Origin of the sequence: Acidocella sp., from assembly GCF_036489515.1 — a bacterium.
GTDB lineage: Bacteria > Pseudomonadota > Alphaproteobacteria > Acetobacterales > Acetobacteraceae > Acidocella.
In genome coordinates this window covers 18202-35633 of sequence record NZ_DASXFO010000015.1, presented here as the reverse complement: position 1 = coordinate 35633, position 17432 = coordinate 18202, and the positions used below count along the sequence as shown (strand labels likewise).

Annotated in this window: 16 protein-coding genes; 7 read left to right on the top strand and 9 right to left on the bottom strand. The window is 59.7% G+C overall.

From position 1 onward, the window contains the following. Positions 1–9: 9 nt before the first annotated feature. The 3 genes from VGG47_RS01880 to VGG47_RS01870 form a co-directional block, all read right to left on the bottom strand. A complete protein-coding gene (locus VGG47_RS01880) occupies positions 10–1269 on the bottom strand; it encodes a four-carbon acid sugar kinase family protein (RefSeq protein WP_331535170.1) in 1260 nt (419 codons plus the stop codon). 3 nt (positions 1270–1272) lie between these two features. Continuing rightward, complete coding sequence (locus VGG47_RS01875) at positions 1273–2241, bottom strand: 2-keto-3-deoxygluconate permease (RefSeq protein ID WP_331535169.1); 969 nt, start codon at positions 2239–2241, stop codon at positions 1273–1275. Positions 2242–2385: 144 nt separating this feature from the next. Beyond that, complete coding sequence (locus tag VGG47_RS01870) at positions 2386–2892, bottom strand: hypothetical protein (protein WP_331535168.1); 507 nt, start codon at positions 2890–2892, stop codon at positions 2386–2388. A 230-nt stretch (positions 2893–3122) separates the two neighbouring features. Between VGG47_RS01870 and VGG47_RS01865 the strand changes: the two genes are divergently transcribed. Next, a complete protein-coding gene (locus VGG47_RS01865; protein WP_331535167.1) occupies positions 3123–3380 on the top strand; it encodes a hypothetical protein in 258 nt (85 codons plus the stop codon). A gap of 295 nt (positions 3381–3675) precedes the next feature. Continuing rightward, the gene (locus tag VGG47_RS01860) at positions 3676–4329 is read left to right on the top strand and encodes a hypothetical protein (RefSeq protein ID WP_331535166.1); all 654 of its coding nucleotides are present in this window, start codon (positions 3676–3678) and stop codon (positions 4327–4329) included. 38 nt (positions 4330–4367) lie between these two features. On the opposite strand, the gene VGG47_RS01855 is transcribed toward VGG47_RS01860, so the two are convergent. Further along, positions 4368–5888, bottom strand: a complete 1521-nt coding sequence (locus VGG47_RS01855; RefSeq protein ID WP_331535165.1) for an ATP-binding protein — start codon at positions 5886–5888, stop codon at positions 4368–4370. Between the two features lie 348 nt (positions 5889–6236). Further along, positions 6237–6371 (bottom strand): hypothetical protein, encoded by a 135-nt coding sequence (locus VGG47_RS01850; protein ID WP_331535164.1) that lies wholly within the window; start codon positions 6369–6371, stop codon positions 6237–6239. An 18-nt stretch (positions 6372–6389) separates the two neighbouring features. Here VGG47_RS01850 and VGG47_RS01845 point away from each other — a divergent pair, with 18 nt between their 5' ends. Next, positions 6390–6809 (top strand): PadR family transcriptional regulator, encoded by a 420-nt coding sequence (locus tag VGG47_RS01845; RefSeq protein WP_331535163.1) that lies wholly within the window; start codon positions 6390–6392, stop codon positions 6807–6809. A gap of 155 nt (positions 6810–6964) precedes the next feature. Here the strand turns inward: VGG47_RS01845 and VGG47_RS01840 are convergent, their stop codons facing one another. From VGG47_RS01840 to VGG47_RS01830, 3 genes are all read right to left on the bottom strand, one after another. Then, complete coding sequence (locus VGG47_RS01840) at positions 6965–7735, bottom strand: SDR family oxidoreductase (protein ID WP_331535162.1); 771 nt, start codon at positions 7733–7735, stop codon at positions 6965–6967. 22 nt (positions 7736–7757) lie between these two features. Continuing rightward, positions 7758–8603 carry an alpha/beta fold hydrolase gene (locus VGG47_RS01835; protein WP_331535161.1) on the bottom strand — a complete coding sequence of 282 codons (846 nt, stop codon included), beginning with the start codon at positions 8601–8603 and terminating at the stop codon, positions 7758–7760. 200 nt (positions 8604–8803) lie between these two features. Beyond that, the gene (locus tag VGG47_RS01830; RefSeq protein ID WP_331535160.1) at positions 8804–9427 is read right to left on the bottom strand and encodes an alpha/beta hydrolase; all 624 of its coding nucleotides are present in this window, start codon (positions 9425–9427) and stop codon (positions 8804–8806) included. A gap of 170 nt (positions 9428–9597) precedes the next feature. On the opposite strand from VGG47_RS01830, the gene VGG47_RS01825 reads away from it, so the two are divergent. Further along, entirely contained in the window at positions 9598–10221 is a 624-nt protein-coding gene (locus tag VGG47_RS01825) for a CGNR zinc finger domain-containing protein (RefSeq protein WP_331535159.1), read from the top strand. A 110-nt stretch (positions 10222–10331) separates the two neighbouring features. Here the strand turns inward: VGG47_RS01825 and VGG47_RS01820 are convergent, their stop codons facing one another. Next, entirely contained in the window at positions 10332–10799 is a 468-nt protein-coding gene (locus tag VGG47_RS01820) for a GlcG/HbpS family heme-binding protein (protein ID WP_331535158.1), read from the bottom strand. 717 nt (positions 10800–11516) lie between these two features. Between VGG47_RS01820 and VGG47_RS01815 the strand changes: the two genes are divergently transcribed. The 3 genes from VGG47_RS01815 to VGG47_RS01805 are packed head-to-tail and all read left to right on the top strand — an operon-like array spanning position 11517 to position 17235. Continuing rightward, positions 11517–12698 carry an efflux RND transporter periplasmic adaptor subunit gene (locus VGG47_RS01815; RefSeq protein ID WP_331535157.1) on the top strand — a complete coding sequence of 394 codons (1182 nt, stop codon included), beginning with the start codon at positions 11517–11519 and terminating at the stop codon, positions 12696–12698. Next, positions 12695–15850 carry an efflux RND transporter permease subunit gene (locus VGG47_RS01810; protein WP_331535156.1) on the top strand — a complete coding sequence of 1052 codons (3156 nt, stop codon included), beginning with the start codon at positions 12695–12697 and terminating at the stop codon, positions 15848–15850. The genes VGG47_RS01815 and VGG47_RS01810 overlap by 4 nt, the downstream gene beginning before the upstream one ends. After that, positions 15847–17235, top strand: coding sequence for an efflux transporter outer membrane subunit (locus VGG47_RS01805; RefSeq protein WP_331535155.1), 1389 nt, complete (start codon positions 15847–15849; stop codon positions 17233–17235). Before VGG47_RS01810 ends, VGG47_RS01805 begins: the two co-directional genes overlap by 4 nt. Positions 17236–17432 lie beyond the last annotated feature (197 nt).

The following is a 17432-nucleotide window of genomic DNA, read 5'->3' as shown; positions in this document are numbered from 1 at the left end:
GTTTCACCTTCAAGAGAAAAGAGACGATTTCAAATGGTCCCGGCAGCGTAGCAGCGTCTCCGGCGTGCCGAACGCGCCCGCCTTGGTGATCACGCGCAAGCCGGCGGCAGGGCCGTGGCCGACGACCGAAAGCGGCACACCGGGTTCGACTTCGGTGGCGAGTTGCAGCGCCGCGACGTCCAGCGTTCGCAGCAAGGCGCGCGCCGTCTCCCCGCCGGTGCCGATGATCCCCCGCGCCTGCGCCAGAAACGGCTGCAGGAGCATCGCCAGAACCGTGGCGAGTTTCAGCGCCTCGCTGGTATCCAGATGATCGGAGTCGCCGATGCGCACGGCGATATCCTGCCCCGCGGCGACCGAAGCTGCAATCGACGCGCTGAGTGCGTGCCAATCGTCCGTCCCCTCGCCCAGGCGCAGAAGCACCGGCGGCACGACAAAGCCGGCGACGCCATCGGCCGCCCGGAGCGTTTCGAATTGTCCGCGTGAGACCTCGGACAGGCTGCCCACCGCGCAGATCACCGGGCCGGCATGGGCCGCCCGATGCGCGGGCGCTGCCATCGTGCGCGCCAAGCCCGCGGCTTGCGGCAGATAGCGGGCGAGGCCCGCGGAGCCCGCCCACACGGTCATCGGCCCGAGCGCCTGCCCCGCCTCGGCGATCGACCGCAGATCTTCCTCCACGGCGGCGTCGCACACCAGCACGTCGAAGCGGCGGCTCATGTCACGCAGCGTTTCGGGCAAAGTGGCGCCGTGCATCGCAAGCTCGACCAGGCCGACCCGCAGGCCGGTTCGCGCCATGATTTCCGGCAGATGGGCACGGCCGGAAATGCCGTCATGGCGCCAGGTTTCCGTCTCTTCAAGCGGCACATCGCGCAGATATTGGTGACCGCCTTTGGTGGTGCGGCCGTTCCGAGGATAGGCCGGTGCCAGAATCGCCACCGCTTCCGGCGCGTTCAGCTCGTTGCGGACCACCGCCAGGCTGGCGGCGATTTCCGCGGCAAAATTGCCGCGGGCCGTCGAATCCATCTTTTTGTAGATCAGCCTTGTTTGCGGGCCGACATGGCGGCGCAGCATGCGCGCGGTCACCGCCGCCGCCGCCTCTGCGGGCAAGCGGCGGCTATCCGTATCGACCGCGACCGCCCCCGCCGCCGGGACGGGTTGATTGCCGTCGAGGGCGACGAAACTGTCGATCCCGGCGGCAAAACAGGCGATCGCGCAATCGGCGGCCCCCGAAAGATCGTCGGCGACGATCAGAATTTCAGGCGTTGTCGGCATCCGTCAGACCGCGCCTGTTGCCGGTTTCTTCACCATCTTCGACCACCAGGCCGTGAGAAGCGGTGCGGCGATGCTGGAAATGATCACGCAAGCCGCCACCAGCACCGTCGCCGGCGCCGCCGCCGCCGCGTAGGCGTGGTTGGCGCTCGCCACCAGGGCCGGAACCGCCGCGGCGTTGCCCGCCGTGGTGGCCGCCGCGACGCCCGCCGTGCCGTTGCCGCCCGTGAACTTGTCGGCGATCACCATGACGATGCCGGAAACGAGCACGATCACCAGCCCCAGCACGAGACCCAGCAGGCCGGCACGCCACACCAGATGCAGATTAAGCGTCGTGCCGAGGGCGAACGCGAAGAACGGGATCATCACCGGTGCGGCGCGGCCGAGAAAATCGCGCATCTGGCGGTCGAGATTGCCGATCAGGATGCCGCAGGCCAGCGGCAGGATCGCGCCAACCAAAGTCTCCCAGGGAAAGGCCGCCAGGCCGGCGACGCCCAGCGTGACCATGGTCAGGAACGGCCCGGATTCCAGCGTCATGACCGAATAGGCTGCCGCTTCGTCCGCCGTGCCGTACTGCCCCATCAGCGCCATATAGAGGCCGCCATTGGTGTCATTGATCGCGGCGACGATCGCCAGCGTGGAGATACCGGCAAACCAGCCTTTGCTGATCGGCGCCTCGCCGAGGAAATGCCCCAGGACCACGCCGACCACGATGCCGAGCAGGATTTTGGCGGCCAGCAGAACCCCGCCTTTGCGCGCCACGTTGGGCAGCATGCCGACCGAAATCGTCGACCCCATGCAGACGTAGAAGACCGCGAGAATCGGCAGGGCGCCAGTGAACAGGGCGCCCGTGAAGGATCCGAAGAAATTTGCCGTATGCGGGGCCAGCGTTACGATCACCGAGCCGATGACCAGCGGAACAATCATCATCCCGCCGGGCAGCCGGTCCAGGGTTTTTTTAATGGGAAGGGACACGATGAGACAGGATCCTTATTGCGATGTGGTCTCATAGTGCGGATCAATTTTTCACGTAAACCCCTGCGGAGGGGCTGGGGAAACGCCCTCCTCCTGAATAGGAGGTGGGGAAATGATCGGACCGCGCCGGTATTCAATTGGCATTTATGACTTTTCAGCCGCAATCATGCGCCGAAATAGGCAGGCATCGCGGCCATTTCCTTCACGAATTTTTGGGCCAGCTTTCGAGCCGACCCCCACCACGACTCGCATTGCCTTTTTGAAAATTTTGGGCGCAAATAAAAAAAGGCGGTGCCTAAGCACCGCCAAGTTTAGGGAGGAAACGTCCTGCAGCAGAGCCATGCTCATGCTGCGGTGCAACAGATAAGGCATCCCCTCCCTTTTTGCAACTGCACAAAGAGGAGTATGGGGGCGCTTTCCCCTTTCATTTATTCGATCCTGGGTTGCAGAAACAGCAGAGCGGCTTCGATGCCATGGCGCTGAGGGACGCCGTGGCATGAAAAGAAGAAAGCGGCCGCTTTTTGAAAAAAGCGGCGCAAAAACTTTTATTATGCTGGGCCACGGGCGGTGTCGGCGGTAACGCCCATAGCCCAGATTCATGAAGTTTTTTGCTTTTTTTTGTTCACAAAAAGAAGCCTTCCTTCTGTTCACAGGGCGCACTGATCAACATTTCCGAATTCAAAATGTTTGATGCATTTATCTTAATGATTGATGCGCAAGCCGTAATTTCAACACAAAACTCTGGCTTACAACCCTCGGTATCAGGAACGTTATCACACAGACCGTTCCTGAAGCGGTACAGAACATCCTTATGGGCAAAGCCCACTGCAAAACACGCCTTGAAACTCACCGCGTGAGCCGAACCCGAAAGGAGCCAGAACGTGATCGAAATCAGCCATACCGCAACCGAAAAGCAGCTGCGCGCCCTGCGTGCCCAACTGGCCCTGAATGCCTGGAAAGAACACGATCACGTCCACGTGGTCATGCATCACGCCGACGGGCAGGAGAAGCATTTTTACACAGATGCGGCGCGGTTCCTCGACTGGCGGATCGCCGCCGCAGTGGTGCGCCGTCGCGAGGCTGAGTTGGAGGCTGATCTGACGGCCGCGCGGTCAACGAAGGGCTCGGGGGAGATGTAACACCTGGTTATAGGTGTCATGCTCCAGGAAGAGGCCGCTTTTTCGATCAAAAGCGGCGCAAAAACTTTCGCTGTGCTGGGCCCTGGGCAGTGTCGGCGACAAAGCCCATGGCCCAGATTCATAAAGTTTTTTTGCTACTTTTTGTTCACAAAAAGTAGCCTTCCCTCGCTTGCTGTCACGCTGTTGATCTTATTGTTTCTGCGGTAAAGAGTCTGGCTCGAGACGTCTAGCTCCCTTGGCAAGACCAGAAGCTCGAAACGGCCAAGACACAATAACACCGGAGACACTCACCATCATGTCGCTGCGTTCCACATCCACGGCGCCGGCCGAGACCATCAAGACGCTCTACCGGATTACCCACAAAGCCACTCACACCTATTTCGTAGAGGTCAAGTCGAGAACCGGCGAGATTTCGTCAGCCACAGCGGTGGTCGCGGGTAAAGCCCTCGATACCGCCACGGTGAACTTCGAGGGGCTGGCATTCAATCGCGACGTTCTGCGCGGGGTTATCGATTCGAAAGCGATTGCTCGGGTGATCTCTGCATTTGAGGCTACTTTGGGGCATGGAACTTCGATCGGAATGGTGGACGCCCAGGAGGTGACTGTGCAGCATGATCGTGACGCAGCTGCGGGTGTGAAGCTGGTATTTACAGTGACGGAAGCGCCCGTGAAAATCGGAGACACATGGCATGTCGCAGGCCAATGCATGGTCAATTTACGCGTAGGCGACCAGTTCAACGAGATGGCCATGGTCGCTAAAGTCGCGGGATCTTCCATGTGGGCCGAAGAGGGGAGAAGATCCACTGATTTGCGGATCAAAGAGATTCACGTTCGCGGCCAGGCCGTTTCCGAATGGGAAGCCGGCAGCAATGCGCGACTTATTCTGACAGGGGACGGTGCGGATCTGCGGGGACCTTGCCGGCTGTACTTCGCGGAACATCCCGTCTGAAGGTCGGTCAGAACCCGGCCTGGGCCATCCCGGCGATCTTAATCAGAAGCCCCTTTTTGGGCGGCGGTTGGCACGGTGAATTGGAAGACGGCGCCCCGGGGTGATGCCGGCGAGACCCAGAGACGACCGCCATGGGCGTTGACGATCGAGCGGCAGATCGAAAGTCCCATGCCCATGCCAGTGGGCTTCGTCGTGAAAAGGGTTTCGAACAGACGATCCATGATCTCAGGTGCCACTCCCGGACCGGAATCCTCAACCGCAATCAGTACCGTTCCCGGGCCGTCGCGCCGAGATCGGATGCACAACGTTTGAGGTTCGTTTGTGTTCGTGTCCATCGCCTCAACGGCGTTCATAAGCAAATTCACGATGACCTGCTGCAGCTGGATCCGGTCACCCATGACCGGGGGCATCCCGGTAGATAGTTCGATTTCGAGCTCAATTCGATGTTCGTGCAGTTCGCTGCTGATGAGGTTGAGAACCTCGTGAATCGTGGCATTGATGTCGAGTTCCGTTATCTCCGGTGGGGAACTCCCGGCCATGGCTCGGACGCTCTTGATAATGTCGCCCGCACGATGGGCATCCCTGATGACTCGCTCCGCGGACCGTCGAGCCTCATCGAGTTGCGGTTTGTCCCTTGCAAGCCAGCGCAAGCAGGCGCCGCTTCCGGCAACGATGGCGTTGAGCGGCTGGTTGATCTCGTGGGTGATGGATGCTGCGAGCTCGCCGATCGTTGTCAGTCGCGTCATCCGTGCCAGATCCGCTTGGGCGTTGCGTAGCAATTCCTCGCTCCGCTTACGCTCGGTGATGTCCATCGTCGTTCCAACAAAATCATCGATATTACCTGCTTCCGTTAAAACGGGGCGGCCTTCGGCGTGGACATGCTTAACGGACCCATCGGGAAGGATGATTCGATAATCCAGTGAAAAGGAGCTTCCCTCGAGAATTGCTCTGTCGAAGGTTCGCTGTACCAGAGCGCGTTCCTCCAGATGGACCCTGCTTTGGAATAATTCGAACGTTGGCTCCGTCTGCTGCGGGTCGACACCGAAGATTCGAAAATGCTCATCGGACCAGATGAGTTTTCCCGAAGAAATGTTCCAGCTCCAACTGCCGGTGTGACTTATTCTCTGCCCTTCGGCCAGGAAGGCCTTGCTGCGCCGAAGGTCATTGCGGGATCGCCTCAGAGATTCTGCAGATCTTCGCTGTGATGCGCTCAAAAAAACCACAAAGAGGGCTGTAACCGCGAACAGGATGATGCGCGGTAGCTGATCAGGATCCAGAGTGAATAAGTCAGGCTTGAGCGTAAACGAATTGATCGGGGTAACTAAATAATAATAAAACGCCGCGATGGAGAGGATGGTTGCGAACAGTGCCGGACCGATGCCGTAGCGCAATGCAACGAACATGAGCGAACAAACAAATAAAGATACAAACGGTTCCGTATGCACATAGGAAAACAGAAATTTTATTGCCAAGAATGTTACGGCAACAAAGAGCCCTGCAATGACATAGCGCGAAATCGTTGATGGATTTGACCGCCATCGAGAGGGCAATTTTGGCATTTTTATTTCGTCCCAATGGGTGTCTGACTCTGCCTAGGTCGAGCGATCGTCGCACCCTGCGCGGGTGCCTCGTAGTCCTGGGCCAAGGCTACGACCTCTGCCAAGCTAAGCGCAACTCAGCGCGCTTGGCGCCAACCATCTGTCCGGAAGCTCGCCATCCTGCGAACATGCCCAGCCCGCTCTCGGACCGGGCGGCGCAAGCGCACAGCCTTGAAATTGTGCCTCCCCTGGGCTCCGGCAAAAAATTTAGGTGAGCATCAGAAACATCTTGCAAAAGATATGATTTAGATATATCTGTAATTTAGTTATATCTAAACTGTATCAGGAGCAGACATGCATCATAGACGTTCAAGTCGAGGCCCAGACCGGCGGTTCGCCCGCGATGGGTTCGACCATGGCAGGCCGGGAGACGAACACGGGGAGGACCTCCGGCATCAACGGCGCAGTCGCGGCGGCCGACGGTCCGGCAGGATTTTCGACCATGGCGAACTGCGCTTCGTCGTGCTCGGCCTGATCGCGGAGAAGCCGCGGCATGGCTACGAAATCATCAAAGAGATCGAGGATCGCCTCGCCGGCAGCTACAGCCCGAGCCCCGGCGTCGTCTATCCGACGCTGACCCTGCTCGAGGAACTTGGGCATGCCGAAGTAACCGAGAGCGATGGCAAGAAATGCTATGCCATCACCGAGGAAGGCACAGCATTTCTTGCGGCCAACCAAGCGACCGTCGATGCCGCGTTGGCGCGCATGAGCGAAGTGCGCGCGGTTCATGGCGGCGGTCCGGCGCCGCAAATCGTTCGGGCCATTGAAAACCTGAAACTCGCGCTGCGCCTGCGGCAGGCACGCGGCCCGCTGACCCAGGTGCAGATCAACGTGATTGCCGAGGCGCTCGATAGCGCAGCGATCGCGATTGAGCGCAGTTAAGCAAGCGCAGGGAAGACTTCTTTTTGTGAACAAAAAGAAGCAAAAAAACTTTGTTAATGCTGGGCCATGGGCGGTGTCAGCGACAACGCCCATGGCCCAGGGGAACAAAAATTTTTGCGCCGCTTTTTTTAAAAAGCGGCCGCTTTCCTTATACGTCAGATCGTTTTCACTTCGCCGCCATCCATGCGTAGCGTCGAGCCGGTCATCCAGCGCGCGCCCGGCGATACCAGGAAGGCCATCAGTTCGGCGATCTCCTCGGGCTCGCCGTATCGGGCGATGCCTGCCTCCTTCGGGAAGCTGGCCGTCGCCTCCTCCACCGTCATGTCGTGCAGCGGCGCCCAATGCTGGAGATACGACCGGCGCCGGCCGGTCATCACCGGGCCAGGCAAAACGCTATTGACCTGCACGCCGTCGGCGATGCCGCGATCGGAGAACGCCTTCGCCAGGGCAACGATCGCGGCATTGATCGTGCCCACGGCCGCATAAGGCGCCTTCGGGAAAAGTGCGGAGTTGCCGGACATCAGCACCACGGCGCCCTTCGCCGCTTTCAATGCCGGCCACGCCGCGATGGTGAGGCGCCGCGCACCATGCAGCTTCAGCGCCAGGCCGCCTTCCCACTGGGCGTCGGTCATCTCGAACAGGTCGATCTGCGGCACCGCGCCCGCGATGTTGAGAAGCGCGTCGATGCGGCCGAACGCGGCCAGGGCTTGATCGGTCACTTCCTGCGCGGCTTCGGGCTGCGCCAGGTCGGCATCGATGACCAAAGCTTGCGCGCCGGCGGCTTTCACGGCGTCCGCCGTCTGTTGCAGATTGGTGCGGCTCCGCGCGACCAGGACCAGCGCGGAGAAGTCCCGCGCAAGCCGGATCGCCGTCGCTCGGCCGATGCCCTGGCTGGCGCCCGTGACAATGGCGACGGAATTGGACATGTGAAGTCTCCTTTTTGCAAAGTTAGCGGGAAAGGAAGTCGCGGATCGCCGCCGCGATCTCGGCGGCATGGGTCTCCAGCGCAAAATGCCCGGTGTCGAAAAAGCGCACGATCGCATCCGGGATGTCGCGCTTGAACGCCTCGGCGCCCGCCGGCAGGAAAAACGGATCGTTCCTGCCCCACACTGCAAGGAAGGGCGGCTTGTGGGTCCGGAAATATTGCTGGAAGGCCGGGTACAGCGCCACGTTGCTTTTATAATCGCCGAACAAGTCGAGCTGCATTTCGTCGACGCCGGGCCGGGCCAGGTAGAAATTGTCGAGCGCGGAACCGTCCGGGGAGACAAGCGTCGCGTCGGGAACGCCGTGAGTGTACTGCCAGACGGTCGCCTCGGGCTTCAGAAAGGCACGCAGGGCCTCGCGGTTGGCCGGCGAGGACTTCTGCCAATAGGCCCGGATCGGGTTCCAGCCGTCGCTCAAGCCCTCCTCATATGCGTTGCCGTTCTGGGAAATGATCGCCGTGATCCGGTCCGGATGCCTGACGGCGAGCCGGAAGCCGGTCGGCGCGCCGTAGTCGAACACGTAGATGGCATAGCGGTCGAAGCCGACGATCTCGGTGAAGCGGTCGATCCTATCCGCCAGCTGGTCAAAGGTGCAGCTGTGGCCTGGCATGTCGGAGTTTCCAAAGCCCGGCAGATCGGGGGCGATGATGTGGAAGCGGTCGGTGAGCAACGGGATAAGGTCCCGGAACATGTGGCTGGCGCTTGGGAAGCCGTGCAGCAGCAGCAGCTTCGGCGCATCCTGCGCACCCGCCTCGCGATAGAAGATGCGGAACCCGTCCACGTCGGCGGTGCGATAGGTGATGGCAGTCATGGTGATGTTTCCTCTCTGAATTGTGGCCGTTTATGCGGTATTTCGGAGGTCCATTGCACACATTTATAACTTGATTGGTGCTATTATAGCGGTTACATTCGGCGCGCGTGAAAATTGGTTTCTTTCGCCCGTCCTGGCTCAGCCTGTGGCGGTTTGGGCGATCGCCTCGCGGATGATGTCCAGAACGTATGAGGGCGCGGTCACAAGCGGCGTGTGATCGACGGCATGCGAGCCTTCATCCGCTCGGCCATGAACCGCTGAGTTTCCTGGACGATCATGCGATCCTGCTCGGCCACCAGGAACCAGGATGGCCGATCCTTCCATAGAGGCCGCTCCATCGCAACGGTGAGGCAGGCCGGCGAAATCGGCCGCTGGACCGAAGCCAACACCACCAGCTCCTCTTGAGAGGCATTCGGGGCAAAGGCGGCGGCGAAAGCCGCCTCGGGCAGATAGATCAGCCCGTTTCCGTCGGGGGCCAGCTTGGGGGCCTGCGGATGCGGCGCGGTACGGTAGAAGACATCCGCCACCGTCTCGCTTTCGTCCGGAGCGAGTGCCGCCACATAGACAAGCGCCCTCACTTTCTCACTGCGCGTCGCCGCGATGACGGCGCCCGCATAGGCGTGGCCCGCCAGGACGACCGGCCCGGTGACGCGTTCGAGCGTTCGGTCGAGTGCGGCCACATCATCGCGGAACGATGTCAGCGGCAGCGGCGCGGCCACGACCTTGATGCCCTCGGCCGCCAAGGGTGCAATGATCTTTGCCCAGCTTGATCCGTCAGCCCAGGCGCCATGGACGAGTACCACGCTCACATCGTTCGGGGACATTTTTGTTCTCCTTGCCAAGGGGGATTGGGCGGCCATAACCGTGCTGTCAATGCCAACAGGGTTACGTCAGCTGAGCGTAACTTGTCAATGATAGTTTTAGGGGTTATTTCAAATTCATGTTCATGGATGGCGCTCGGGCAGCAGGTCACGAGGCCGGGATAGGAGTTGAGATGGGTCGGTGGCCTCCTGCGATTTTCCTTGGCGACGCGCTTGGGTTGGATTTTCTCAATTCGCTCGCGACGCCGGTCGATACGCAAGTCGACTGGATCGATGACGGCGAGGGCTTGTTGAGCTGGCTGGAGCAAGCCCAGTCTGTGCCGGCCGATGCCCTCGAGACGATCCGGGCGCGCGCGCTCCCTGGCGAGCTCGACAAGGTGGCGGATCAGGCGAGGAGCTTGCGCGAATGGTTCAGAGGCTTCGTGCGGCAGCACAAGGGGCGTCCCCTGACGGCGGAGGCCTTCGCCGAATTGGATCCGCTGAATCGTCTACTGGAGCGTGATGAATCGTTCCGCCGGATCGTTCGGCGGCCCGACGGCGGCGGACCTCTCCAGCTTCAAATGGCTCGCCGGTGGCGAACGCCCGAGGCCCTTCTGCTCCCTATCGGGGAGGCATTGGCACAACTTGTCTGCACTGAGGATTTCTCAAACGTGAAAGCCTGCGAAGGGCCAGCCTGCACGCTTCTCTTCGCCGACCACACACGAGGCCACGCCCGCCGCTGGTGCAGCATGGCGATATGCGGGAACCGCGCAAAGCAGGCTGCTCACCGGCACCGACTTAAGGGGCATCAACCTTAGCAAAGTTGGCGGGCCCAAAAATAAGTTAGAGCATTCATCGTACCGATAAACGCTCTAACGGGATGCCTAGGCGCGCTGTCAGGTGACGGCGGCGGCCAGCCCTCCTTGCGTCAATGCGTCGCGGTTCCTTCCAACGCGGCCTCGACTTGCTGAGCGGCGGCGGTGGCGATCTTGACGTCGTTGTCCTTGTTCATGCCGGCAACGCCGACCGCACCGACAACCTGGCCATTCACGCTGATGGGAATGCCGCCGCGCAGCGACAGGAAGCCGGCGGTCGCGAAAGCAAGCCGCCCCTTATTGATGTTATCCTCGATCTGTTCGCTGGGCCGCTGCAAGAGCGCAGCAGAGCGCGCTTTGCCGATGGCAAGCTCGATGCTGCCGATGCGCACGCCGTCGAGACGTTCGAAAGCCAGAAGATTGCCGCTCGGATCGACGACGGCAATCGCGGAAGGCGCACTCAATTCAGCGGCCATGTGTTCCGCGGCCTTCACGGCGGCTTGCGCACCTGCGTTGGTCAGGACCGTGTATGTCGTCGTCAAGGGCGCCGCCGCATGGGCACTGGCGGCAACAGAACTCATTGCGAAAGCTCCTAGGCATAGACGGGTTGCTAGCACGGGCACAAATTTACGCATGGCCAAAGTCACTCCAATGTGAAACAGGTCGTTGATACGACCGTCAGCTGTACGATGACTGCCAAAGGCCCGTTGATAAGGCAAATGCATTCTTGCTATTGTCCACATGCGTCGGTTCGATAAAGGCCTTCCAACAACATGGACGACGCTGCCTTCCCGATGACAAAAGCTTCATCCTGGAAACGCTGATGCCGATGAGAGCATCAAACAATGATGAAAAGTGAAATCATTTCCATTACCTTTGACCAGCACCATCATCAGAATCACACATGTGCGCATTCTTGATAATGCATTTGCTTCATGGAGATTCATTTGGCAGGTTCCGCGAACCATAGCATAGTTTGCAAATCTCGTTATTTTTTGAAAGGGATTCGACCAATGCCATAAGGCGTTCTTATGAAAAACTTCAAAAGCATGTCTTAAGATATCGCATTTTTTGTCCGCTTCTTTCGCAACAGATACGGTGACTTTGATATGTCGCAACGTTCTGAAAAATGCGGGAGGCCAGATTTCAGCCCGTGATCCAAATAAGGATCACGACGCCAAGATCGCCACCATGGCGGCAAAACCCTTTGTAAATTCCGATCCAAGAATCGTCGGCCCATAAGGGTTAGGCGATCACGTTCCTATTCATTCATCAGCTTCGTCGAACAGGATAAATCAATGCGGTGGCCGACTTCATACGCAAGTAGTCTTTTAACGTTTTGCGCGCTGTCGTGCCTTGGAATGGGCACAGCCTCGGCTGCTACATCTCCGGATCACCCATCAGTACCGGTCGTTGTGCAAACCCTCGCGGCGCAAAACTTGCCGATTGAAGTCGACGCGATTGGGCATGTTGAAGCACTAAACAATGTTGAAGTACGCCCGCAAGTTTCGGGGCAATTGCTCTCGTTCGGCTTCCAGGAGGGTCAGGAAGTCAAGGCGGGGCAGGTCATCGCCCGGATCGATCCGCAACTGTTCGAGACGGAAGTGGCGGAGGAGAAGGCCAACATCCTTCAGGACAAAGCCTCTCTCGATAACGAGGAAATGGTCGCCACGCGCGCGGCGCCGCTTTTTTCCAAAGGACTTGTCTCCGCACAGGCCCTTCAGGCAGACAGGGCGCAAGTGGCCGTCGGCCAAGCCAAGCTCGCGGCCGATCAAGCCGTGCTCAGCCGCGACAACGTGGAACTCGGCTACACGACGATCACGTCTCCCATAAACGGCATCGCCGGCCTTCAAGAGGTCACGGCAGGGAACATCGTCACGCCTCAGGAGCCGTCGCCCATCGTCACGATTACGCAGGAACAGCCGATCTCCGCCCTCTTCCCCTTCCCGGCCCCGCAACTTCTGCAAGTCCAGCAGGCCATGGCGGCAGCGGGCTCGTCGCCGCTGACCGTGGAGGCATGGTCGCAATCAGGCAACGTCAAGCTTGATACCGGCACGCTCGAAGCGATCGACAATCAGATTTCCCCGGGAAGCGGCATGGTCACGATGAAAGCCGTGTTTCCCAACAAGGCCCGCTTATTGTGGCCAGGTGAATTCATTAATCTGAAAATCATTCTCAGAGTTCAGCACGATGCCGTGGCGGTGCCGTTGGCTGCAATCCAACGCGGACCTGACGGCACCTATGTCTGGACCGTCGCGCCGAATGGCACGGCACACCAGGCGGCGATCGCGGTTGCCGAAAGCACCAATGGACAGGCGGTTATCAGTTCGGGGCTTGAACCCGGCGAGCGCGTCGTCACGAATGGCCAGTTCGCACTTGTGAACGGTGCTCATACGCAAATTCTAGCCCCGGGAACCACGTCGCAGGACGGCACGGCCTTGCAAAACGCGGGCACGAATCAGGTGGGAATCGCGCCATGACACAAGCCGCCATCCCCCCCGAAAAGGCCCCGAGCGGCGGCTTGTCCGGCCCCTTTATCCGCGCGCCCATCGCCACCGTGATGTTGATGATTGGCCTGCTGATCGTTGGCATCCTCGCTTATCGCAGCCTGCCCATCGCTTCGCTGCCGAATGTCAATGTCGCGACATTCCTGATCACCGCGGAGATGGCCGGCGCCGACCCCACGACGAACGCTTCGGCGGTCACGACACCATTGGAAGCGCAGCTCGGACAAATTCCGGGTGTCACCCAGATGACCTCGTCCAGCGCCAATAGTTATGCGCAGGTAACGGTGCAGTTTCGCTTAGGGGAGCCGGTGGCGCTGGCCGCGACCGAGGTCCAGGCCGCGATCAACGCGGCCGCCGCCAACCTTCCCAAGGCGATGGCCCAACCGCCCGTGTACCGCATGACCAATCCCGCGCAAACGCCGGTCCTGATCCTTGGCTTGACCTCGCCGACGCTGCCGCTCACGACCGTCAGCGATTACGCCGACACGATTCTCGCCCAGAAACTGTCGCAAGTGCCCGGTGTTGGATTGGTGACCATCGGCGGACAGCAAACGCCGGCCATGCGCATCGAACTCAATCCGTCGAAGCTCGCGGCCCAGAATCTGACCATTGAGCAGGTCCGCAACGCGGTCATCAATGAAACCATAGACGGCGCCAAGGGCGTCTTGCAGGGGCGGGACTCGTCCTATGGCATATTGGATAACGATCAGCTGACGACGACGGCAGCCTATAATAATCTTGTGATCGCTTACAAAAACGGGGCGCCCATACGCGTCCGCGACGTCGGCTCCGCTCAAATCGGACCGGCAAATACGCTTCTGGAAGGCTGGTACGACAAGAAACAGGCCATCATTGTCAACATCCTTTTGGCGCCGGGCGCCAACGCGATCAACGTCATTTCGCAAATCAAGCACGAGCTGCCGAGACTGACCGCAGCGCTTCCACCCGCGGTCAAGCTGTCGGTCGTCTCCGATCGAACCGCCACGATCCGCGCTTCGGTGACAGACGTCAAAAAGACCTTGCTCATCACCATCGGACTGGTCGTCATGACGATCTTCATCTTCCTTCGCTCCTTTTGGGCGACGATCATTCCGAGCGTGTCGGTCCCCTTTTCGATCATCTGCACCTTCACGGTGATGCATGTCCTGGGTTATTCTCTGGACAATCTCTCGCTCATGGCGCTCTCGATCGCGGTCGGCTTCGTCGTCGACGATGCGATTGTGATGATCGAAAATATTTCCCGCCATATCGAGGAGAGAAAATCACCCCTTGAAGCTGCATTGGCCGGCGCCGGTGAAATTTCCTTCACCATCTTTGCCATCTCGGTGTCGTTGTGCGCCGTCTTCATTCCGCTTTTCATGATGGGCGGCGTGGTCGGTAAAATGCTGCAGGAATTCGCCGTCACCGTGGTTGTTGCCATTGCGATGTCGGTCTTCGTGTCCATCACCTTAACTCCGGTCATGTGTGCCCGCTTCCTCAAGCACGAGCCGGAGGGCGGCGTGCAGCATGGCAGGCTGTATACGTTCATGGAGACTGCTTTCAACCGATTGACCGGCTGCTACGGCAAAGGCCTCAATATCGTGCTCCGCCATCAACGTCTGACGATGCTCGCCATGCTGACGACGATGGCGCTCACGGGCGTGCTCTACACGACCAGCCAAAAAGGCTTTTTCCCCGAGCAGGACACGGGACTGATCCTCGCCACGACCCAGGCAGCGCCAGATATCTCCTCCGCCGGATTGGCCCAGCGGCAGCAAGAGCTCACCGGCATCATCCTGCGCGACCATGCCGTTCAAAGTGTCGCGAGCTATATCGGGCCGGGCCCCTCGAATGCCGCGCCCAACCAAGGACGCATGTTCATCGCCTTGAAGGCTTTGTCGAAGCGTGGTCCCGATTCCGGGGCCCAGCAGGTCATCGCCCGCCTGGACAAGGCGGTGCAACCGGTCGCGGGTATCCATCTTTACATGCAGGCCGCGCAGGATCTGACGATTGGCGCGCGGGTCGCGAAATCGCAGTATCAGTACACGATGACGGACGTTAATCCGACGCAACTGGCCTATTGGTCCACCAAGTTTGTGGACAAATTGCGGACGATCAAAGCGCTTACCGACGTCAGCGGCGACGCGGTTTCCGGTGGACCCGCGCTCGACATTGAGATTAATCGCACCGCCGCGATGGCCTTGGGGGTCGAGCCTAAAGCCATCGACGATGCGCTCTACAATGCGTTCGGCCAGCGTGTGGCGACGAAAATCTTCACCGATCTCGGGCAGTACGATGTGATCGTCGAAGTCGCACCGCAATACCGTCTTGGGCCCGATGCGCTGAATCATATCTACGTTCACGCCTTAAGCGGAACAGACATCCCCTTAAGCCAGGTTGCGACGGTTCATATGGCCACTGAGCCTCTGGTGATCAATCATCAAAGCCAGTTTCCGTCTGTCACAATCTCTTTCAACCTGAAGCCGGGCTACTCGATCGGCGACGCGGTGAATGATGTTACCGCTGCCGCCAAGCAGATGCATTTCCCGCTGACCATCCAGGCCGGCTTCCAGGGTTCGGCGCACGCCTACCAAACCGCCTTGGCCGGACAGCTGCCGCTCATCGCGGCGGCGATCGTGGCGGTCTACCTGGTGTTGGGCATGCTTTATCAGAGCTGGGTCCACCCCATCACCATCCTCTCGACGCTCCCGTCAGCCGGTCTCGGCGCGTTACTGGCCTTGAAGGGCGCTGGCATGCCGCTCGATGTCATCGGGATCATCGGCATCATTCTCCTCATCGGCATCGTTCAGAAAAACGGGATCATGATGGTGGACTTTGCCCTAAGCGAGGAGCGCGCGGGAAAAACGCCGCTTGAAGCCATTCGCTCGGCGTGCCTGTTGCGCTTCCGGCCGATCTTGATGACGACAATTTGCGCCATGCTCGGCGGTGTGCCGCTGATCCTCGCGCAAGGCATTGGCTCGCAACTGCGCCAGCCTCTGGGACTTGCCATCGTCGGCGGCCTCGCCGTCTCCCAGGTTCTTACCTTGTTCACAACACCGGTGGTCTACCTCTACATGGATCGATTCAGCAGAATGTTAAAACGGACGGCGCCGAGACAGGAGCAGGCATTGGAGCACGCGCCATGAGGAAGGCTCTCTTCGGAAGTTTTGCCGGCTTGCTGGCTCTGTCAGGTTGTCAGGTGGGTCCGGCCTATCACCAACCCGATACCCCGGTGCCAAAGACATGGGCCGCGATGCCCCTCGACGCCGCAAATGACTGGCCGAATTCCGATTGGTGGACAGGTTTTGGCTCCGCGCAGCTGGACGGTTTGATGCAGCAGGCGATGGCCGGGAATCTCGATATCGCGGCGGCCATGGCGCGCATCGAGATGGCCAATGGCCAGGCGCGCAAAGCCGGTGCGGCGCTCCTTCCCTCCATCGGCGCCGGTGTCGGCGGCGGTGAGACGCGCCAGCTGAGCATGCTCGGCCATGAGCGCCATCACATTTTCGACGAGGGTGTTCTCCAGGCGAGCTACGAGCTGGATTTTTGGGGAAAAAACCGTTCGGCGCTTGAGGCCGCCGAAAACACCGCGAATGCGGCAAAATTCAATACGCAGGTTGTGCGCCTGGCAACGGCGGCCAGCGTGGCGACCACCTATATCAGCCTTCTCGGCCTCCAGGATCAGTTAGAAATACTGCAAACCAACCTGAAGCGGGAACAGGACATGCTCGCGGGCATGACGGAAATGCAGCAAGCCGGCACGATCCCGTTCCTTGCCGTTGCCCAGCAGCGCCAGACGGTCGATAGCCTGGCCGCGACACTTCCCCCTCTGGTCCAGCAAATTGAACATTTGCACACCGCGCTGGCGATTCTCGTGGGCGTGCTGCCGGAGAACCTGCATCTGCAGCCGGAGAGTCTCGATGCGCTGAAGATGCCGGCGGTTATTGCCGGGCTTCCGTCAGGACTGCTCTTGCGCCGCCCAGACGTGCAAATGGCGGAGGCGAAGCTGAAGGCGGCCAATGCCAATGTTCGCGTGGCACAAGCTGATTTCTTTCCGTCCATCGATCTGACCGCTTCCGGCGGGATCGAGAGCTATACGCTTAGCCAATTTACGGTCCCCCCGTTAGGCATTTACACGCTCGCGGCCTCCCTAACACAGCCGCTCTTTCATGGCGGGTATCTGCGAGGGCAGTCAGAATATGCCAAGGGCGCCTACCAGCTGGCGCTCCAGAGCTATCGGAAAACGGCCCTCTCCGCCTTTGGCGATGTCGAGGATGCGCTGGACGCAACCACTCAGTTTTCCGCTCAGGAGCAGGCGGAAAATGAGAATGTGCAAAGCGCGCGCGCGAGCTATGAGATGTCCCAGGAGGCATTTCAGGGCGGAACAACAACGGTTTTGAGTGTCCTGAACGGAGAGGACGGTGTCTTGTCCGCTGAGCAAAGCCAGGCTCAGGCACAGGTCGCTTATCTCGAATCCCTTGTGGAACTGTACGAGGCGCTCGGTGGTGGTTGGTCTAAGGTCAGCACTTAGTCTTTGAGGTAGAAGGCGAAGGCTGCCGCCATCACAGACTTGAATGACGGAGCGGTGCGCTTGTTGTCAAAACAGGGCGGCTAGATTCTTTAACATTTGTGTAAATTTCCTTGAATTTTTGATGAACTGCGAAAGCAACCTGTCGCATTTCATTGCCCCGCTGAGCCTCTCTCTCTATGCCGACCTCCTATCCATTC

Coding starts and splice junctions, on each gene's coding strand:
- VGG47_RS01880 (WP_331535170.1), bottom strand. CDS start 1,269: ATGCCGACAACGCCTGAAATTCTGATCGTCGCCGACGATCTTTCGGGG.
- VGG47_RS01860 (WP_331535166.1), top strand. CDS start 3,676: ATGTCGCTGCGTTCCACATCCACGGCGCCGGCCGAGACCATCAAGACG.
- VGG47_RS01855 (WP_331535165.1), bottom strand. CDS start 5,888: ATGCCAAAATTGCCCTCTCGATGGCGGTCAAATCCATCAACGATTTCG.
- VGG47_RS01850 (WP_331535164.1), bottom strand. CDS start 6,371: ATGGTCGAAAATCCTGCCGGACCGTCGGCCGCCGCGACTGCGCCGTTG.
- VGG47_RS01840 (WP_331535162.1), bottom strand. CDS start 7,735: ATGTCCAATTCCGTCGCCATTGTCACGGGCGCCAGCCAGGGCATCGGC.
- VGG47_RS01835 (WP_331535161.1), bottom strand. CDS start 8,603: ATGACTGCCATCACCTATCGCACCGCCGACGTGGACGGGTTCCGCATC.
- VGG47_RS01830 (WP_331535160.1), bottom strand. CDS start 9,427: ATGTCCCCGAACGATGTGAGCGTGGTACTCGTCCATGGCGCCTGGGCT.
- VGG47_RS01825 (WP_331535159.1), top strand. CDS start 9,598: ATGGGTCGGTGGCCTCCTGCGATTTTCCTTGGCGACGCGCTTGGGTTG.
- VGG47_RS01820 (WP_331535158.1), bottom strand. CDS start 10,799: ATGAGTTCTGTTGCCGCCAGTGCCCATGCGGCGGCGCCCTTGACGACG.
- VGG47_RS01815 (WP_331535157.1), top strand. CDS start 11,517: ATGCGGTGGCCGACTTCATACGCAAGTAGTCTTTTAACGTTTTGCGCG.
- VGG47_RS01810 (WP_331535156.1), top strand. CDS start 12,695: ATGACACAAGCCGCCATCCCCCCCGAAAAGGCCCCGAGCGGCGGCTTG.
- VGG47_RS01805 (WP_331535155.1), top strand. CDS start 15,847: ATGAGGAAGGCTCTCTTCGGAAGTTTTGCCGGCTTGCTGGCTCTGTCA.